Below are 17,404 nucleotides of genomic sequence, written 5' to 3' on the forward strand. Positions count from 1 at the left end.
CCATGAGCGAGACAACCACGACGCTGCCGGTGGTCGTCGAGAGCGACGGCCGGGCGCTGACCGACCTGATCGCGGCCCGGCGCGCCGAGCTGCGGGACACCCTCGTCACCAGCGGCGGGCTGCTGTTCCGCGGCTTCGACGTGGGCGGCGTGGACGGCTTCGACCAGGCCGTCCGCGCACTCGCCGGCGAGCCGCTGACCTATACCGAGCGCTCCTCGCCCCGGCACTCCATCAAGGGCCGGGTCTACACCTCGACCGACTACCCGCCGGACGAGGAGATCTTTCTGCACAACGAGAACTCGTACCAGGCGCGCTGGCCGCTGACGCTGTTCTTCTACTGCGTCACGCCGCCGGACACCCAGGGCGCCACGCCGCTGGCCGACGTGCGCCGGGTGTACGAGCTGATCGACCCGGCGGTCCGCGAGGAGTTCATCCGCCGCCGCTGGATGCTGGTGCGCAACTTCCACGGCGACTTCGGCACCCGCTGGCAGGAGGTGTTCAACACCGAGAGCCGCGCCGAGGTCGAGGCGTACGCGGCGGACAACGGCATCACCGTGGAGTGGGTCGGTAAGGACGGCCTGCGTACCCGCGCGGTCCGCGACGTGGTGCACCACCGGCCCGGCTCGGACACCCCGCGCTGGTTCAACCACGCCACGTTCTTCCACCTCAGCACCCTGCCCAAGGACTACCAGGAGGGGCTGCTGGCCATGTTCGGCGCCGCCGGGCTGCCGTCGAACACCTACTACGGCGACGGCGGCGAGATCCCCGCCGACGTCATGGACCACCTGCGCGCCGCCTACCGGGCCGCCACCGTCCGCTTCGACTACCAGCGCGACGACGTGCTGGTGGTGGACAACATGACCGCCGCGCACGGCCGGGAACCGTTCACCGGTCCTCGCAAGATCGCCGTGGCGATGGCCGAGCCGTACACCCCCGAGACCGCAGGAGCGAACTGACATGGCCGAACCCCGATTCCTGGTCGTCCGCAACGACGAGGAGCAGTACTCGATCTGGTCGGCCGACCGGGACCTGCCCGCCGGCTGGGACGACACCGGCTTCGCCGGCACGCGCGAGGAGTGCCTGGCCCACGTCGACGAGGTCTGGACCGACATGCGTCCCCGCTCGGTGCGCGAGGCCCTCTCATGAGCACGATCCAGGAGTGGACCTTCCCGGCCTCCTACGCCCAGGAGCGGGTGTGGATGGCCAACCAGCTCGACGCCGGGTCGCCGGTGTTCAACGTGTCCTTCCCGTGGCTGTTCCCGGCCGGCGTGGACGCCGACACGGCCGGTGACGTGGTCAACCGGGTGATCGCCCGGCACGAGGCGCTGCGTACCCACCTGCGGACCGACGACGGCGCGCTGGTGCAGGTCGTGCGCGCCCACGAGCCGGCGTCGCCGCCCGTCACCGACATCACCCACCTGCCGGCCGGTGAGCAGCGGGCCGAGTTCGAGCGCCTCCGCGGCGAGATGGCCCGCACGCCGATCCCGCTGGACGCGGCGCCGCTGTGGCGGGCCCGGCTGATCCGCATGGAGGAAGGGCTGGCGCTGGCGTTCGTGGTGCACCACGCCGTCTTCGACAGCCACTCGGCGGTGCTGTTCCACGCCGAGCTGGTCGCGTTCTGCGAGGCCGCGCGCGCCGGCGCCGAGCCCGCCGTGCCCGAGCTGCCCATCCAGTACGCCGACTTCGCGGTCTGGCAGCGCCAGCAACTCACCGGCGAGGAACTGGACCGGCAGCTCGCGTTCTGGACCGGTCACCTGGCCGGCGCGCCGCCGGTCACCGGGCTGCCGCTGGACCGGCCCCGCCCGGCCCAGCTCGGCTTCGCCGGTGACGAGGTGCGCTTCACGCTGCCCGACGGGCTGCTGGACCGCGTCGGCGCGCTGGCCACCGGCGCGCAGGCCACCCCGTACATGGTGCTGCTGGCCGGTTTCGCGGCGCTGCTGTCACGGATCTCCGGCGACGCCGACGTGGTGGTCGGCGTCTCCACCGCGGGCCGGGACAATCCGGAGCTGACGCCGCTGATCGGCATGTTCGTCAACCCGGTGGCGCTGCGCTGCGACGTCTCCGGCGACCCGACGTTCGCGGCGCTGCTCGGCCGGGTCCGCAACGGCCTGATCGACGCGATGGAGCACGGGCAGACGCCGTTCCAGAAGATCGTCGAGGCGGTCGACCCGCAGCGTGACCCGTCGGTGCAGCCGATCTTCCAGACCGCGCTGAACTGGATCCCGGACTCCGGCCTCGACCCGGTGGAGCTGGGCACCACGAAGGACGACCTGGCCTTCGACATCACCACCGGCGACTGCCGCCTGGTCTACCGCACCGACCTGTTCGACCGGGCCACGGCCGAGACGGTGGTCAGCCGCTACGTACGGCTGCTCGCCGCCGCGGTCGCCGAGCCGGAGCGTACGGTCGGCGCGCTGCCGCTGCTCACCGACACCGAGCGGGAGCGGGTGCTCGGCACCTGGAACGACACCGCCCACGACGTGCCGGCGGCCACCGTGGTCGACGAGGTGCAGCGGCAGGCCGCCGCCACCCCGGACGCGGCGGCGCTGGTCTGCGACGGCGTGACGCTCGGCTACGGCGAGCTGAACACCGCCGCGAACCGGCTGGCCCGGCTGCTGGTGGCGCGCGGAGCAGGCCCGGAGACCCGGGTCGCGCTGGCGCTGCCCCGCTCCTGCGACCTGGTCGTGGCGATGCTGGCGGTGCTCAAGGCCGGTGCCGCGTACGTGCCGGTGGACACCGCGTACCCGGCCGGCCGGATCGCCTACCTCCTGGCCGACGCCGCGCCCGCGCTGGTGGTGACCGCGCCGGACACCGCCGCCCTGGTGCCCGGTGACGCGCTGGTACTCGACGGCGAGGTCGGCTCCGACCAGTCCGGCGACGACCTCACCGACGCCGACCGGGTCGCGCCGCTGCGCCCGGAGCACCCGGCGTACGTGCTCTACACGTCCGGCTCCACCGGCCGCCCGAAGGGCGTGATGGTCGAGCACCGGGCGGTGACCGCGTACCTGGCCTGGGCCCGCGCCACCTACCCGGGGCTGGCCGGGGTGGCGCTGCTGCACTCGCCGGTGTCGTTCGACCTGACCGTGACCGGCCTGCTCGGCACGCTCACCGCCGGCGGCACGGTACGGCTCGCCGCGATCGACGAGCCCGCCGCCCGCGCCGGTGGCCGGCCCGCGTTCCTCAAGGTCACGCCGAGCCACCTGCCGCTGCTCGACGGCGAGCTGTCGCCGACGGCCGACCTGGTGATCGGCGGCGAGGCGCTGACCGGTGAGCAGCTCGCCGCATGGCGGGCCGCGCACCCCGACGTGGCCGTCATCAACGAGTACGGCCCGACGGAGGCCACTGTGGGCTGCGTCGCGGCCCGGATCGCCCCCGGCGAACCGGTCCCGGCCGGTCCGGTGCCGATCGGCACGCCCACCTGGAACACCCGGGCGCTGCTGCTCGACGCCGCCCTGCGGCCGGTGCCGCCGGGCGTGGTGGGGGAGCTGTACGTCACCGGCACCCAGCTCGCGCGCGGCTACCACGACCGGCCCGCCCTGACCGCCGAGCGGTTCCTGCCCTGCCCGTACGGCCCGCCCGGCGCGCGGATGTACGCCACCGGCGACCTGGCCCGCTGGCGTGCCGACGGCACGCTGGACTACCTGGGCCGCCGCGACGACCAGGTCAAGGTGCGCGGCATGCGCATCGAACTGGGCGAGGTGGAGGCCGCGCTGCTGGCCCACCCGGACGTGCGCGCCGCCGCCGCGGCGGTACGCACCGACGGCGGCGAGCCGATGCTCGTCGGCTACCTGGTGGGCCCGGCCCACGAGGACTCGGTCCGCGCCGAACTGGCCCGCGAGCTGCCCGCGCACCTGGTGCCGGCCGCCCTGGTCCGGCTGGACGCGCTGCCGCTGACGCCGAACGGCAAGCTGGACCGTGCCGCGCTGCCCGCCCCGGCGACGACCGAGGCGGCGCAGGACAGCTACGTCGCGCCCCGCACCGACGCCGAGGAGCTGGTGGCCGAGGTGTACGCCGAGATCCTCCAGGTGGAGAAGGTCGGCGCCCACGACGACTTCTTCGCCCTCGGCGGCAACTCGCTGCGCGGCATGCGGGCGATGGCCCGGATCCGCGCCGAGGTGGACGTCGACCTGCCCATGCGGGCGCTGTTCAGCAGCCCCGTGGTGGCCGACCTGGCCGCCCAGATCGAACAGCGGATCGCCGCCGAACTCGACGGGCTCTCCGACACCGAGGTCGCCGCGCTGCTCGCGGCGGAAGAGGGAACCAACTGATGACGGACCTGAAGGATCCGGCCCGCGAGGCGGCCCGGCAGGCGCTGATCGCCAAACGGCTACGCGCCCGCCAGGCCGCCCCCGCGGCCCGGATCACCCCCCGCCCGTCCGGCGCCGAGGTGCCGCTGTCCTACGCCCAGGAGCGGGTCTGGTTCATGGACCAGCTCGCCCCGGGCGAGGCGGCGTACCACATCGCGGTGCCGCTGCGGGTGCGCGGACCACTCGACGTGGACGCGTTGCGCGTCGCGCTGACCGCCCTCGCGGACCGGCACGAGTCGCAGCGCACCCGCTTCCCGGCCGACGCCGACGGCCGCCCCACAGTGGTCGTCGCGGACACCGCCGACGTGCCGCTCACTGTGGTGGACGCGCCCGACGAGGCGGCCGCGCAGGCGCTCGTCGACGCGGCGGCGGCCGAGCCGTTCGACCTGGCGAACGGGCCGCTGCTGCGGGCCCTGCTGATCCGGCTCGCCGCCGACGACCACGTGCTGTTCCTCGCCCAACACCACATCGTCGGTGACGGCTGGTCGGTGGACGTGCTGCTGCGCGACCTGATCACGCTCTACCGGGGCGGCGAGCCGCCGGCCCTGCCGATCCAGTACGGCGACTTCGCCGTCTGGGAGGCCCAGGAGCTGGACGGGCCGCAGGCGCGGGCGCACGTCGACTACTGGAAGCAGCGGCTGGCCGGCATCACGCCGCTGGAACTGCCGCTGGACCGGCCCCGCCCGGCCACCCAGACCTACCGGGGTGACTTCGTCGAGTTCCAGCTCGACCCGGCCGCCACGGAGGCGCTCAACGCGCTCACCCGCGACAGCGGCGGCACGCTGTTCATGACGCTGCTCGCCGCGTACCAGGTGCTGCTGGCCCGGCACGCCGGCCAGGACGACTTCGCCATCGGCGCGTCGGTGGCCGGCCGGTCCGCGCCGGAGCTGGAGAACGTCGTCGGCATGTTCATCAACATGCTGCCGCTGCGCGCCGACCTGGCCGGCGACCCGACGTTCGCCGAGCTGCTGGAACGCACCCGCCGTACGGTGCTCGACGGGTTCGAGCACGCCGAGGTGCCGTTCGCCAAGGTGGTCCACGAGCTGGGCCTGCCGCGCGACGTCAGCCGCTCCCCGGTGTTCCAGACCATGTTCGTGCTGCAGAACTACGAGATGGGCCGCTTCCGCGGCGTGTCCCGCACCGACGAGGTCACGTTCTCCTGGACCCCGATGGAGTTGCAGGCCACCCGGTTCGACTTCGAGCTGCACGCGGTGGAGACCGTCGACGGTCTCTGGGGCAAGCTGGTCTTCAACACCGACCTGTTCGACCGTGCCACGGTGGAGCGGATGGCGCAGCGGTGGACCGCGCTGCTGGACGCGGTCGTCGCCGCGCCGGACACCCCGGTGTCCCGGCTGCCGCTGCTGCCCGCCGCCGAGCGGGACCTGCTGGCCGCCTGGAACGACACCACCGCCGACTTCCCGCGCGCCGAGACGCTGCACGGCCCGATCGAGGAGCGCGCCGCGGCCACCCCGGACGCGGTGGCGGTCACCATCGACGGGCACAGGCGCACGTACGCCGAGCTGAACGCGCAGGCCAACCGCGTCGCGCACCGGCTGCGCGTGGCGGGCGTCGGCCCGGAGACCCTGGTCGGGGTGTGCGCGGAACGGTCGGTGGAACTGGTCGCCGGCCTGCTCGGCGTGCTCAAGGCCGGCGGCGCGTACCTGCCGCTGGACCCGGAGTACCCGGCCGACCGGCTCGCGTTCATGGTCGGCGACGCGGACGCGCCGGTGGTGCTGGTCCAGTCGCACCTGCGTGACGTGCTGCCCGACACCGGCGCCACGGTGCTCGAACTGGACGACGCCACCGTGTGGAGCGGTCAGCCCGAGACCGACCCCACGCCGGCCGCCGGGCCGGAGAACCTGGCGTACGTCATCTACACCTCCGGCTCCACCGGCCGCCCGAAGGGCGTGCCGAACACGCACCGGGGCATCGTCAACCGGCTCGACTGGATGCAGAAGACGTACGGCCTCGGCGCCGACGACGCGGTGCTCCAGAAGACCCCGGCGAGCTTCGACGTGTCGGTGTGGGAGTTCTTCTGGCCGCTGCGCACCGGCGCCCGCCTGGTGCTGGCGAAGCCCGGCGGTCACAAGGACGCCGGCTACCTGCGCGACCTGCTGGTGTCCGAGCGGATCACCACCGCCCACTTCGTCCCGTCGATGCTGACCGTCTTCCTCGCCGAGGACGGCGTGGAAGCGGCCACCGCGCTGCGCCGGGTGATCTGCTCCGGTGAGGAGCTGCCGCCGGCCTCGGCGGCCGACTTCACCGCCCGGCTGCCCTGGTGCGGCCTGCACAACCTGTACGGCCCGACCGAGGCGGCCATCGACGTGACCGCCTGGGCGTGCGAGCCGGACCGGCTGGCCGAGGTGACCAGCGTGCCGATCGGCGCGCCGATCGCCAACCTGCGGCTGCACGTGCTCGACCCGTCCGGCGCGCAGTGCCCGGTCGGGGTGGCCGGGGAGCTGCACATCGGCGGTGTCGGGCTGGCCCGCGGCTACCACCGCCGGCCGGCGCTGACGGCGGAGAAGTTCGTCCCCGACCCGTTCTCCGGCGAGCCGGGCGCCCGCCTCTACCGCACCGGTGACCTGGCCCGCTGGGTCGCCGGCCCGGACGGCGCCGGGGTGATCGAGTTCCTCGGCCGCATCGACCACCAGGTCAAGCTGCGTGGTCTGCGCATCGAGCTGGGCGAGATCGAGAGCGCGCTGCGCGACCAGCCGGGCGTCACCGAGGCCACGGTGATCGTCCGCGAGGACAGCCCGGGCGACAAGCGGCTCACCGCGTACCTGGTGGGGGAGGCCGAGCACGCCGCGCTGAAGGCGGCGCTGAAGGACACGCTGCCCGAATACATGGTGCCGGCCGCGTTCGTCACGCTCGACGCGCTGCCGCTGACCCCGAACGGCAAGCTGGACCGCAAGGCGCTGCCCGCGCCGGTGGTCACCCGCGAGGCGTCGGTGGCGCTCGTCGAGCCGCGCGACGACACCGAGCGGGCGCTCGCCGCGATCTGGTCCGAGGTGCTGGGCGTGGACACGCTCGGCATCGACGACGACTTCTTCGACCTGGGCGGGCACTCGATGCTGGCCACCCAGGTGGTCGCCAAGATCCGCAAGGCGGAGCTGGGCGGCCGGGCGGTCGGCGTGATGGACCTGTTCCAGCAGCGCACCATCCGGGACCTCGCCGCGTTCATCTCCGGTGACGCCGCGCACGAGGGGCCGCGCCGGCTGCTCTACGAGCTGACCAAGCCGATCCCGGCGGGCAAGCGGGTGCTGACGTACGTCTGCGTCCCGTACGGCGGCGGCAGCGCCATCGTCTACCAGCCGCTTGCCGACGCGCTGCCGGCCGGGTACGGGCTGTGGTCGCTGGCGATCCCCGGCCACGACGTGGGTCTGAGCGAGGACGCGTTGCCGTTCGACGAGCTGACCAGCCGGGTCGCCGACGAGATCCTGGAGCGGGTCGAGGGGCCGATCGCACTGTACGGCCACTGTGGCGTGGGCAGCGCCATCCTCGCCGACGTGGCCCGCAAGGTCGAGGCGGCCGGCCGGGACCTGGAGGCCGTCTACATCGGCGCCATGTTCCCGTTCGCCCGTCCGAAGGGCGTGATCGCGGCGCTCCGCGACCGCCTCGAGCGGCTCAGCAGCAACAGGCACTCGGCGAGCTGGCTGAAGTCGATGGGTGTGGACACCGACGAGCTGGACCCGGAGCAGGCCGACCGGATCATCAGCAACATGCGGGCCGACTCCCGCGCCTCGGAGGAGTACTTCACCCGGCTGCTGGACCAGCAGGCGGCGAAGCTCCGGACGCCGATCATCTCGGTGGTCGGCTCCGAGGACCCGGTCACCGACTACTACCGCGAGCGGTACGCCGAGTGGCAGTTCCTCAGCGACACGCTCGGCCTCGTCGTCCTCGACCAGGCCGGGCACTTCTTCCTCAAGTACCGCGCCGAGGAACTCGCCGAGATCGTCACGCAGGTGCACCCGGCGGTGGTCGCCGGTGACGTCGGCGCGCTGACGCCGGAGGCCCGTGGTGAGGACGCCGGCTGGGTGGTGGCCGACACGCTGCGGGTGGGGGAGGCCCGCAAGCCCACCAAGACGGTCAAGCCGAGCATGGGCCGGTTCATGGCCATCACGACCGGCCAGCTCATCTCCAGCACCGGTTCCGCGCTGACCGCGTTCGCGCTGCCGATCTGGTTGTTCAACCGCACCGGCTCGGTGGCGAACCTCGGCCTGCTCTGGGCGCTTGCGCTGATCTGCGGCGTGCTCATGCTGCCGGTGGCCGGCGCGCTGGTCGACCGGGTCAGCCGGCGGCGGATCATGATGACGGCGAGCTGCTTCGCCGGGTCCGTCCAGCTCGTGCTGGCGACCCTGTTGTGGACCGACAACCTGGTGCTCTGGCACATCTACATGCTGGTGGCGCTCAGTTCGGTGGCCGGTTCGTTCCAGCGGATCGCGTTCCAGTCGGCGGTGCCGCAGCTGGTGCCCAAGCGCTACCTCGGGCACGCCATGGGCATCACCCAGCTTTCCACCGGTGTGGCCACGCTGCTCATGCCGGCGTTCGCGGCCGGCCTGCTCGCCACCATCGAGCTGAAGGGCATCCTGCTGGTCGACGTGGCCAGCTACGTGTTCGCGGTGCTCACCCTCGCCGTGGTCCGCTTCCCGGACGCGCTGGGCTGGCGGCCCCGGGAACGCCTGCTGGTGGCCATCGCCAACGGCATGCGCTACTCGTGGCGGCATCGCGGGTTCCGGCTGATGCTCGGCTACTTCGCGCTGGGCAACATCTTTCTGGCGCCCGCACTGGTGCTCATCACGCCGCTGGTGCTGTCGTTCGGCAGCCCGACCCAGGTGGCGCAGGTGGCGCTGGCCGAGGCGGTCGGCGCGGTGCTCGGCGGCGTGCTCATGTCGCTGTGGGGCGGTCCGCGCAAGCGCCGCATGATCGGCGTGCTGATCGGCAACCTGGGCACCGCGATCGGGTGCGTGCTGATCGGCCTGGACGCGTCGGTGGCGATGATCTGCGTCGGCTTCTGCTGGCTGGCCATGTCGATGACCACCGCGCAGTCGATCTACGCGACGATCGTCCAGGTGAAGGTGCCGCAGCGCTTCCACGGCCGGGTGTTCAGCCTCAACCAGACCATCTCCTGGTCGACGCTGCCGATCGGGTTCGCGCTGCTCGCGCCGGGCGCCACCGCGCTGTTCGAGCCGATGCTCGCACCCGGTGGGGCGCTCGCCGGCTCGGTGGGCGCGGTGATCGGCACCGGACCGGGCCGGGGCATCGGTTTCGCGTACATCTGCTTCGGCGCGGCGCTGATCCTCATCACGCTCGGCGGGTTCGCGATCCGGCTGCTGCGCCGGTTCGACCTGGAGGTGGAGGACTCCCTGCCGGACGACCTGATCGGTGCCCAGGAACGGGAGAAGCGCCTGGCCGCCAAGGCCGAGAAGAAGGAGCTCGTCTCGGTCTGACCCCGCCTCCCATCCGGTTGATCAAGGAGTTCGTGTCCGGTCCGGGCCTCCCCGGCCGGCACGAACTCCTTGATCACCGGGGCTAGCATCGGTGCGATGAGCGAGGACGTCACCGAGGTGCTGTTGCGGGAGATGGGGCGCCTCGACCCGTGCGCCGCCGTGGTCGAGGCCGGTGAGCAGGACGTCGATGGGCTCACCGACTACAGCCCGGACGGTCACCAGGCCCGCGCCGACCTCGCCACCCGCGCCCTGCGCCGGATCGAGACGCTGCCCGCGAGCCCGCTGCACGCCCACCTCGCCGAACGGCTGCGCGCCCGGATCGCCTTCCACGACGCCGGGGAGGACCTGCGGGAACTGCACGCCGCGGCCACCGGCCCGCTCCAGCTCATCCGCCAGTGCGTGGAATCAGCGGTGCCGGGCCGCGACGCCGGGCGCGCGGCCTCCGAGGACGGCTGGGCCCGCGTCGGCGCGCGCCAGGCCGCGATCCCGGCCGCACTCGACGGGTACGCCCGGAGCCTGCTTCTCGCCGCCGGGCGCGGTCACCTGCCGGCCCGGCGTCAGGTGGAGCTGGTGACGCGGCGCTGCCGCACCTGGCTCGACGAGGACACGGCGCTCGTGCAGCGGTACGGCGACGGCCCGCAGCGCGCCTCGTTGCAGGCTGCGGCGCAGGGCGCGCGGGAGGCGTACCGGCGGTTCGCCGCGACGCTCACCGCGGACCTGGCGCCGCTCGCGCACGACGACGAGGCGTTCGGCCCGCAGCGGTACGCCCTCTGGGTGCGGACCTTCCTCGGCACCGAACCGGACCTGCGCGAGCTGTACGAGTGGGGCTGGGACGAGTTCGCCGCGATCGAGGCGGACCTGGTCGCCGAGGCGAAGGCCCTGGGCGGCACCGTGCCCGAGGTGCGGGACCGGCTCGACCGCCCCGACGCGCCGGGCGCGCTGGCCAGCCGGGACGAGTTCGCCGCCTGGCTCCAGGAGCTGCTGGAGGCCACCACCGAGCGGATGCACGGTGTCCACTTCGACATCCCCGCGCCGCTGCGGCGCATCGAGTCAAGGGTCACCACGTCCGGCGGCACCGCCTACATCGCGCCGTCGCGGGACCTGACCCGGCCGGGCCGGGTCTCGTGGCTGCTGCCCGAGGGGCGGGAGCACTTCTCCACCTGGTGGGCGTACAGCACCGCGTACCACGAGGGCGTCCCCGGCCACCACCTGCACCTCGGCTCGGAGGCGTGCCGGGGCGGCCCCGGGCAGCGGCTGAACCTGCTCGGCGGGCTCTCCGGCGCGCAGGAGGGCTGGGCCCTGTACGCCGAGCGGTTCATGGACGAACTCGGACTCTACGAGCAGCCGGGCGCCCGGCTGGGGCACCTGTTCATGCAACTGCTGCGGGCGGCCCGGGTGGTGCTCGACATCGGCCTGCACCTGAAGCTGCCGATGCCCTCCGGCGGCGCGCCGTGGACGCCGGACGCCGCGCTGGACCTGTTGCGCGACCGCTGCCACCAGGGCCCGTACGCACCACTGGAACTGGCCCGCTATCTGGGCCGGCCGGGGCAGGCGCTCACCTACAAGGTGGGGGAGCGGGTGTGGCGGGACGGCCGCGCGGCGTTCCCCGGCGATCGGCGCGCGTTCCACAACCGGGCGCTGGAGCTCGGCTCCTTGGGACTGGACCAGCTCACCAGCGCGCTCGCGGCCTACCCGGCGTCGCCGGCGGGCAGCTCCTCCGGGTCGGCCACCCAGGCGGAGTAGACAGGCAGCGCGTGCCACGGCCCACCGGCCGGGTCCGTGGTCACCGCGACCACCGCGTACGGGTGACCGAAGCGCAGCTCCGCGATGCGGGCGACCCGCTCCGGCGGCGCGCTGGTCACCGTGAAGAACCCGGTCACCGCGGCCGCCTCGAAGCCGTAGCGGCCGAACCGGGCCACCGCGGACTGCGCGGCGTCGAACCCCGGCCCGGTCATGCCCAGCAACTCGCCGAGCGCCCGGGCCGCCGCGTCGAAGCCGAACCCGGGCGCGGTCAGGTCGTGCCGGCTACGCGCCGACCAGCAGGGCAGCACCGCGGTGGCGCGTTCCACCCGGGCGTCCGCCGCGTACGTTTGGATCGGCTCCTCCCGCACCGTCCACAGCGGCGTCTCGTCCAGCGGAAGGTCGTACAGCGAACGGCGGTCCGGCGTGGAGTCCGGGATGAGCGCGGCGGCGCTCGCCAGTTCCTGCGCGGCGGCCAGCACGTCGGCGGCGGGCACCTCGGGTGCGGCGGCCACCGAGACCACGAGCATCCCGGCGCCGTCGTCGCCGGTTTGCGCCGGCACCGCGTGCACCGCCACGTCACCGGCGCGGTCGGTGGCCGCCACCCAGCAGCGGTGCCCGGACGGCGGCGTACGCAGCACCCGGCTCAGCCGCCCGGACCAGGCGCTGCCCGCGCCCAGCTCCGCGCCCGGGGCGGTGTCGAACGGGTCGGCCCACGACACCCGGGTCGCGAGCGCGCTGGCCAGGACCAGCAGGGTGTCCGGGGCGAGGTCGACCGGGAAGCTGTCGATCAGCCCGCCGGTACGCTCCCGGGCCCAGGCGTCCAGCGCCGCCTGGTCCGGCAGCGGACCGCGTTCGGTGCTCGCCGGCAGGGCGGCCCGCCAGGCGGCCAGTTCCGCCGCCGGGGCGCGTTCCCACAGCGCGGTGGCGGCGGCGACCATCGAATGCGGGGCGGCGAGCAGCGCCCGGGCCTCGGCGGCGGCGTCGTCCGGGTCGGCGTCGAGTGCCTCGGCCAGCGCCGCCCGGGTCTCACCGGTGGCGGCCGGGCCGGTCAGCGCCAGCAGCAGCCAGGCACCGAGCGGCGAGGCGACGTGGTGGGTGTCACCGGCGGCGCGGTGCAGCCGCTCGGCGTAACGGGCCAGGGGTGCGCGCAGGGGAGTCACGGCTCCACTCTGCCCGCCGGCGCGCCCCGTGTCAGGACCACAGCTCGAACGGCTCGTCGATCTCCGTCCCGGCCAGGAACGCGGGCAGCAGGTCCGGCAGTCGCCCGGGATAGCAGCGCGGCCGTTCGGCGAGCACCTCGGCCAGCGGCCACCAGCGGAACCCGAAGTAGTCCTCCACCTCGTAGTCCAGCCGCAGCGCCTCGTCCACGTCCGGTCCGGGGCCGGGCAGCCGTACCGTCACGACGACCTCGTCCTGGAGGTGGCGGCGTTGCCGGTGCCGGAAGCTGGCCCGCCGCCGCCACGTCGGCGCGCCCACCTCGTCCGGGCCGATGACGATGCCGGTCTCCTCGCGCAGTTCGCGTACCGCCGCCTCCCGGTACGTCTCGCCCGGGTCCAGGCCGCCGCCGGGTAGCTCCCACCACACGCCGAGGTCCGGGTGGTCCGGGTCGCGGGTGTGGAACAGCAGCAGGTGGTCGGCGGCGTCGAGCACCACCAGCCGCACCGCGCTGCGCTCGAACAGCGGCAGATCGTCCGGCAACTCCACGCCCCCACTGTAAGGAAGGGCCTCCTGTTAACGCCTCCGGTAGTAGAAAAGCCCCTATTGACAGCGCGCCTCGCGGCGCCCGCCCGGTGCCGGGGTCGCTCAGCCGGCGTCGACGATCCGGGCCACCTCGACCGGCAGCGGGTACGGCCGCTCCACCGGCAGCGGCGCCAGCCGCAGCGAGCGTTCCGGGTCCCACTGCACCCGCACCGGGCTGACCCGCAGGCTGTGCCGCCAGGCGTCCCGGTCCGGGTGCAGGCGTGGGTCGTAGCTGCTGAGGCAGGCGTGCCGCAGGGCCCACTCGAAGCCGGACCGGCTGATGTCGACCGCCAGCACCCGTTCCTGGCCCGGCTTGAGCGCCCAGCCGCAGCGGTACATCATCCAGCGGAACGACGGCTTGATCCAGGTCATCCGCTCCCGCTTGAACGGCGGCACGAACCGCCCCGCCCGCAGCGCCGCGTCGGCGATCTCCGGCGGGTACGCCTGGTAGACGGTGACCGACGTGTCGGTGTACGCGGCGCGGATCTGGTGGCGGGGCACTGTCACCGGGGCACGATGGCACCGCGTACCCGCTCCGGCGACCCGATTCCGGGCCCGGCGCCCCGGCCGATAGGCTGCCCGCCGTGGCAGGTCTGTTGAGGAACGTGGCGTCGAAGCTCGGCCGGATCACCCGGGGCGTGCCCGCCCCCGCCCGCCCCGGCGGACCGATCCCGGCGCAGGTCGCGCGCCGCCGCCAGGTCAGCGCGTTGCAGCGTCGCGAGCTGTCGTACGCCCCGGAGCCGGACGGGCAGGCCGACCCGGGCGAGATCGTCTGGACCTGGGTGCCGTACGAGGACGACCCGCGCCAGGGCAAGGACCGCCCGGTGCTGGTGGTGGGCCGGCACAGCCGCACGCTGTTCGGGCTGATGCTGTCCAGCCAGAGCGACCGGGACGGCCAGCGGCACTGGCTGGCGCTCGGCCCGGGGGAGTGGGATCGGGACGAGCGGCCGAGCTGGGTTCGCCTGGACCGGGTGCTCACCATGCGCGAGGACAGCATCCGCCGCGAGGGCGCGGTGCTGGACCGGCCCCGGTTCGACCGGGTCGGGCAGGCGTTGCGCGCCGGCTACGGCTGGCGCTGACCCACCGGACAGAGCCGCCCCGGCGACCCCGCGACGAGCTGGCGGACGAGCCGCTCAGCACTCCGCGACGAGCTGGCGGGTCGGGCGGGACGCGCCGAGCGTCTTCGCCTCGTACATGGCCGCGTCGGCGCGGCAGAGCGCGTCGGCGAGCTGCGTGGGGCAGTGCACCGGCGCCAGCCCGACCGAGGCGGTGACCTGGATGCTGCGCGCGCCGAGCGGGATCGGCGCGGCGAGCGCCTCGCAGAGCCGCCGGGTGGCGTGCTCGATCCACCGGCGGTCCGGCGTGGGGCTGGCGAGCAGTCCGGCGAACTCGTCGCCGCCGAGCCGGGCAACCAGGTTGGGGCCGGCGAACGCGGCGAGCCGCTGCGCGACGCAGACCAGCACCTGGTCCCCGGCGGCGTGCCCGTAGCGGTCGTTCACCTGCTTGAAGTTGTCCAGGTCGAGCACGACCGCGACGAGCGGCTGGCCGGCAGGGTCGGTGAGCAGGGCGGCGGCCAGCCGGAAGAACGCGCGGCGGTTGGGCAGCCCGGTGAGCGGGTCGTGGCTGGCGGCGTGCCGTTCGGCGGCCAGCTCGGCCTGGAGCAGCTCGATCTCGGCTTCGGCGCGCAGCGCGCGGCGGCGTAACTGCCAGGCGGAGACGAGTGCGCCAGCCGCGGAGATGCCGGAGGCGATGGTCATCGGATCCGCCAACGCGTCCTCCTCACCGCAGTCCCGAAGCCGCGCGGAGCGGCGTCCCCGGGGCCGGGTTCAGGTCACCGTACGTGAGCGAACCGGCACACCGTATTTCGAGTATCATCCTCTCCGTCCATTGCAGATGCAATAGCAGATGCACGTGCATCTCACTCCTCAGTCGACAGACGTCGCCACCCACCGCTCCTCCCCGCGGCCTCGGCTGGCTCATCCCGAAGGACGCCCATGCAGCATCCCCCGAACGGCGTGCCCGTGACCGAGTTGCCACCGATGCGCTGGCTGAAGAGCCGCCGCAGCAACCCCAGCGGCAACTGCGTCGAACTGGCCGAGCTGCCCGACGGCGGCGGCATCGCGGTCCGCAACTCGCGGCACCCGGAGGGCCCGGCGCTCATCTACACAGTGGACGAGATCGCGGCCTTCGTGCTCGGCGCGCGGGACGGCGACTTCGACCACCTGATCCCGCCGTCCCGTACACGGGACTGACTCCGTCCGTCCGGAGGAGTTCACCTCACTGTCGGTTCATGGCATGCTTACTCGTCGGTCCGGGAGGGTGCCCGGCCGGGTCGGTCGGGATGCGAGGGCGGTCAGGTGGCGACGGTGCCCGTCGAGGGTGGTCCGACAAGCGGTCCGACAGTGCTGCGCATGCTGCTCGGCGGGCAGCTGCGCCGGCTGCGGGAGAGTGCCGGCGTCAGCCGGGAGACCGCAGGCTGGGAGATCCGCTCGTCGGAGTCGAAGATCAGCCGGATGGAGCTGGGCCGGGTCGGCTTCAAGGAGCGCGACGTGGCCGACCTGCTCACGCTCTACGGCGTCACCGCGCCGGAGGACCGCGACGCGCTGCTCAAGCTGGCCCGCGACGCGAACAGCCCGGGCTGGTGGCACCGCTACGGCGACGTGCTCCCCGCCTGGTTCCAGTCGTACCTGGGCCTGGAGGCGGCCGCCGCGCTGATCCGCACGTACGAGGTGCAGTTCGTACCCGGCCTGTTGCAGACCGCCGCGTACGCCCGGCAGGTGATCCTGCTCGGCCACCGCGGCGCGTCGGCGGCGGAACTGGACCGGCGGGTGGAGCTGCGGATGCAGCGCAAGGAGCTGCTGCGGCGGCCCAACCCGCCGCAGCTGTGGGCGGTGCTCGACGAGGCGGTGCTGCGCCGCCCGATCGGCGGCGCCGCGGTGATGCGCGAGCAGATGGACGCGCTGATCGAGGCGACCTCGGGCCCGCACGTACGGTTGCAGATCGTCCCGTTCGCCGCCGGCGGGCACGCCGCGGCCAGCGGCGCGTTCAGCATCCTGCGCTTCGGTGACGCCGACCTGCCCGACATCGTCTACATCGAGCAGCTCACCAGCGCCATCTACCTGGACAAGCGCGACGACCTCGACTTCTACGCCGAGGCGATGGAACGGTTGTGCGTGGAGGCGGCGCCGCCGGAGCGGACCCCGGAACTGCTGGCCCGCCTGCGCGACGAGCTCTACCCGGCCTGACCGGCGCGGTGGCGGGCAGTAGCATGACCGCCGACCGGAGACAGTGGACGGTGGCACCCGAGTCGTGGAGGCGGCCTTGACCAGCGACGCACCAGGTACGGCACCCGAGTCGGGCCGGATCGACACCACTGTGGCGCATCCCGCCCGCCGGTACAACTACTGGCTCGGCGGAAAGGACAATTTCCAGGCCGACCGTGACTCCGGCGACGCGATGGCCGCGCGGTTCCCGACCATCCGGATCAGCGCGCTGGAGAATCGGCGGTTCCTGCGCCGCGCGGTGCGCCACCTGGCCGGTGAGGCGGGCATCCGGCAGTTCCTGGACATCGGCACCGGCATCCCCACTGCCGACAACACGCACGAGGTGGCGCAGGCGACCGACCCGCGCGCCCGGGTGGTCTACGTCGACAACGACCCGATCGTGCTGGCCCACGCCCGCGCGCTGCTCACCAGCTCCGCCGAGGGCGCCACCGCCTACCTCGACGCGGACCTGCGCGACCCGGAGCGCATCCTCGCCCACCCCGACCTGCGCCGCACGCTGGACTTCTCCCAGCCGGTCGCGTTGATGCTGCTGGCGGTGCTGCACTTCGTGCCCGACGGCGAGGACCCGTACGCGATCGTCGGCCGCCTGCTGGACGCCCTGCCCGCCGGCAGCTACCTGGCCGCCTCGCACGCCACCCACGACTACCTGCCGGCCGAGGTGGCCGCCGAGGCGAAGGCGGCGGCCCGCGGCGGCGGCCCGCACGGTGTGATCAACCTGCGCAGCCGGGAGGAGGTCGTGCGCTTCTTCGACGGCCTGGAACTGGTCGAGCCGGGCATCTGCTCGGTCGCCGAGTGGCGCGCCGACGGCGAGCCCGAACCACGCCCGTCGGTGATCGACGTCAGCATGTACGGCGGGGTCGCCCGCAAGCCCTGACGCCGGGCT

The 17,404-nt window shown here is 73.7% G+C and carries 13 protein-coding genes; 9 read left to right on the top strand and 4 right to left on the bottom strand.

Annotated elements, in window-relative coordinates:
• Positions 1-2 precede the first annotated feature (2 nt).
• The 5 genes from O7611_RS11920 (at position 3) to O7611_RS11940 (ending at position 11,497) form a co-directional block, all read left to right on the top strand.
• On the top strand, positions 3-956 hold the full coding sequence (locus O7611_RS11920) for a TauD/TfdA family dioxygenase (RefSeq protein WP_194801719.1): 954 nt from the start codon (positions 3-5) through the stop codon (positions 954-956).
• A 1-nt stretch (position 957) separates the two neighbouring features.
• A complete protein-coding gene (locus tag O7611_RS11925) occupies positions 958-1,146 on the top strand; it encodes an MbtH family protein (protein ID WP_269696839.1) in 189 nt (62 codons plus the stop codon).
• The gene (locus O7611_RS11930; RefSeq protein WP_269696840.1) at positions 1,143-4,268 is read left to right on the top strand and encodes a non-ribosomal peptide synthetase; all 3,126 of its coding nucleotides are present in this window, start codon (positions 1,143-1,145) and stop codon (positions 4,266-4,268) included. The genes O7611_RS11925 and O7611_RS11930 overlap by 4 nt, the downstream gene beginning before the upstream one ends.
• The gene (locus tag O7611_RS11935; RefSeq protein ID WP_269696841.1) at positions 4,268-9,754 is read left to right on the top strand and encodes a non-ribosomal peptide synthetase/MFS transporter; all 5,487 of its coding nucleotides are present in this window, start codon (positions 4,268-4,270) and stop codon (positions 9,752-9,754) included. Before O7611_RS11930 ends, O7611_RS11935 begins: the two co-directional genes overlap by 1 nt.
• Before the next feature lie 96 nt (positions 9,755-9,850).
• Positions 9,851-11,497 carry a DUF885 domain-containing protein gene (locus O7611_RS11940; protein WP_269696842.1) on the top strand — a complete coding sequence of 549 codons (1,647 nt, stop codon included), beginning with the start codon at positions 9,851-9,853 and terminating at the stop codon, positions 11,495-11,497.
• Here the strand turns inward: O7611_RS11940 and O7611_RS11945 are convergent.
• The 3 genes from O7611_RS11945 to O7611_RS11955 form a co-directional block, all read right to left on the bottom strand.
• Positions 11,443-12,657 (bottom strand): hypothetical protein, encoded by a 1,215-nt coding sequence (locus O7611_RS11945; RefSeq protein WP_194801715.1) that lies wholly within the window; start codon positions 12,655-12,657, stop codon positions 11,443-11,445. The two genes, O7611_RS11940 and O7611_RS11945, sit on opposite strands and share 55 nt — an antisense overlap.
• A 31-nt stretch (positions 12,658-12,688) precedes the next feature.
• Complete coding sequence (locus O7611_RS11950; RefSeq protein ID WP_194801714.1) at positions 12,689-13,201, bottom strand: NUDIX hydrolase; 513 nt, start codon at positions 13,199-13,201, stop codon at positions 12,689-12,691.
• A gap of 99 nt (positions 13,202-13,300) precedes the next feature.
• Positions 13,301-13,744 (bottom strand): DUF4291 domain-containing protein, encoded by a 444-nt coding sequence (locus O7611_RS11955; RefSeq protein ID WP_194801713.1) that lies wholly within the window; start codon positions 13,742-13,744, stop codon positions 13,301-13,303.
• 77 nt (positions 13,745-13,821) lie between these two features.
• Between O7611_RS11955 and O7611_RS11960 the strand changes: the two genes are divergently transcribed.
• Positions 13,822-14,316, top strand: coding sequence for a type II toxin-antitoxin system PemK/MazF family toxin (locus O7611_RS11960; RefSeq protein WP_194801712.1), 495 nt, complete (start codon positions 13,822-13,824; stop codon positions 14,314-14,316).
• 54 nt (positions 14,317-14,370) lie between these two features.
• Here O7611_RS11960 and O7611_RS11965 read toward each other — a convergent pair whose 3' ends face one another.
• Complete coding sequence (locus O7611_RS11965; protein ID WP_194801711.1) at positions 14,371-15,006, bottom strand: GGDEF domain-containing protein; 636 nt, start codon at positions 15,004-15,006, stop codon at positions 14,371-14,373.
• A gap of 225 nt (positions 15,007-15,231) precedes the next feature.
• Here O7611_RS11965 and O7611_RS11970 point away from each other — a divergent pair, with 225 nt between their 5' ends.
• The 3 genes from O7611_RS11970 (at position 15,232) to O7611_RS11980 (ending at position 17,395) form a co-directional block, all read left to right on the top strand.
• On the top strand, positions 15,232-15,489 hold the full coding sequence (locus O7611_RS11970; protein ID WP_194801710.1) for a DUF397 domain-containing protein: 258 nt from the start codon (positions 15,232-15,234) through the stop codon (positions 15,487-15,489).
• Between the two features lie 105 nt (positions 15,490-15,594).
• Entirely contained in the window at positions 15,595-16,482 is an 888-nt protein-coding gene (locus O7611_RS11975; RefSeq protein WP_194801709.1) for a helix-turn-helix domain-containing protein, read from the top strand.
• Between the two features lie 76 nt (positions 16,483-16,558).
• Complete coding sequence (locus tag O7611_RS11980; RefSeq protein ID WP_135239838.1) at positions 16,559-17,395, top strand: SAM-dependent methyltransferase; 837 nt, start codon at positions 16,559-16,561, stop codon at positions 17,393-17,395.
• Positions 17,396-17,404 lie beyond the last annotated feature (9 nt).

Source organism: Micromonospora sp. WMMC273 (assembly GCF_027460285.1).
In the GTDB taxonomy this organism is placed as follows: Bacteria; Actinomycetota; Actinomycetes; order Mycobacteriales; family Micromonosporaceae; genus Micromonospora; species Micromonospora aurantiaca.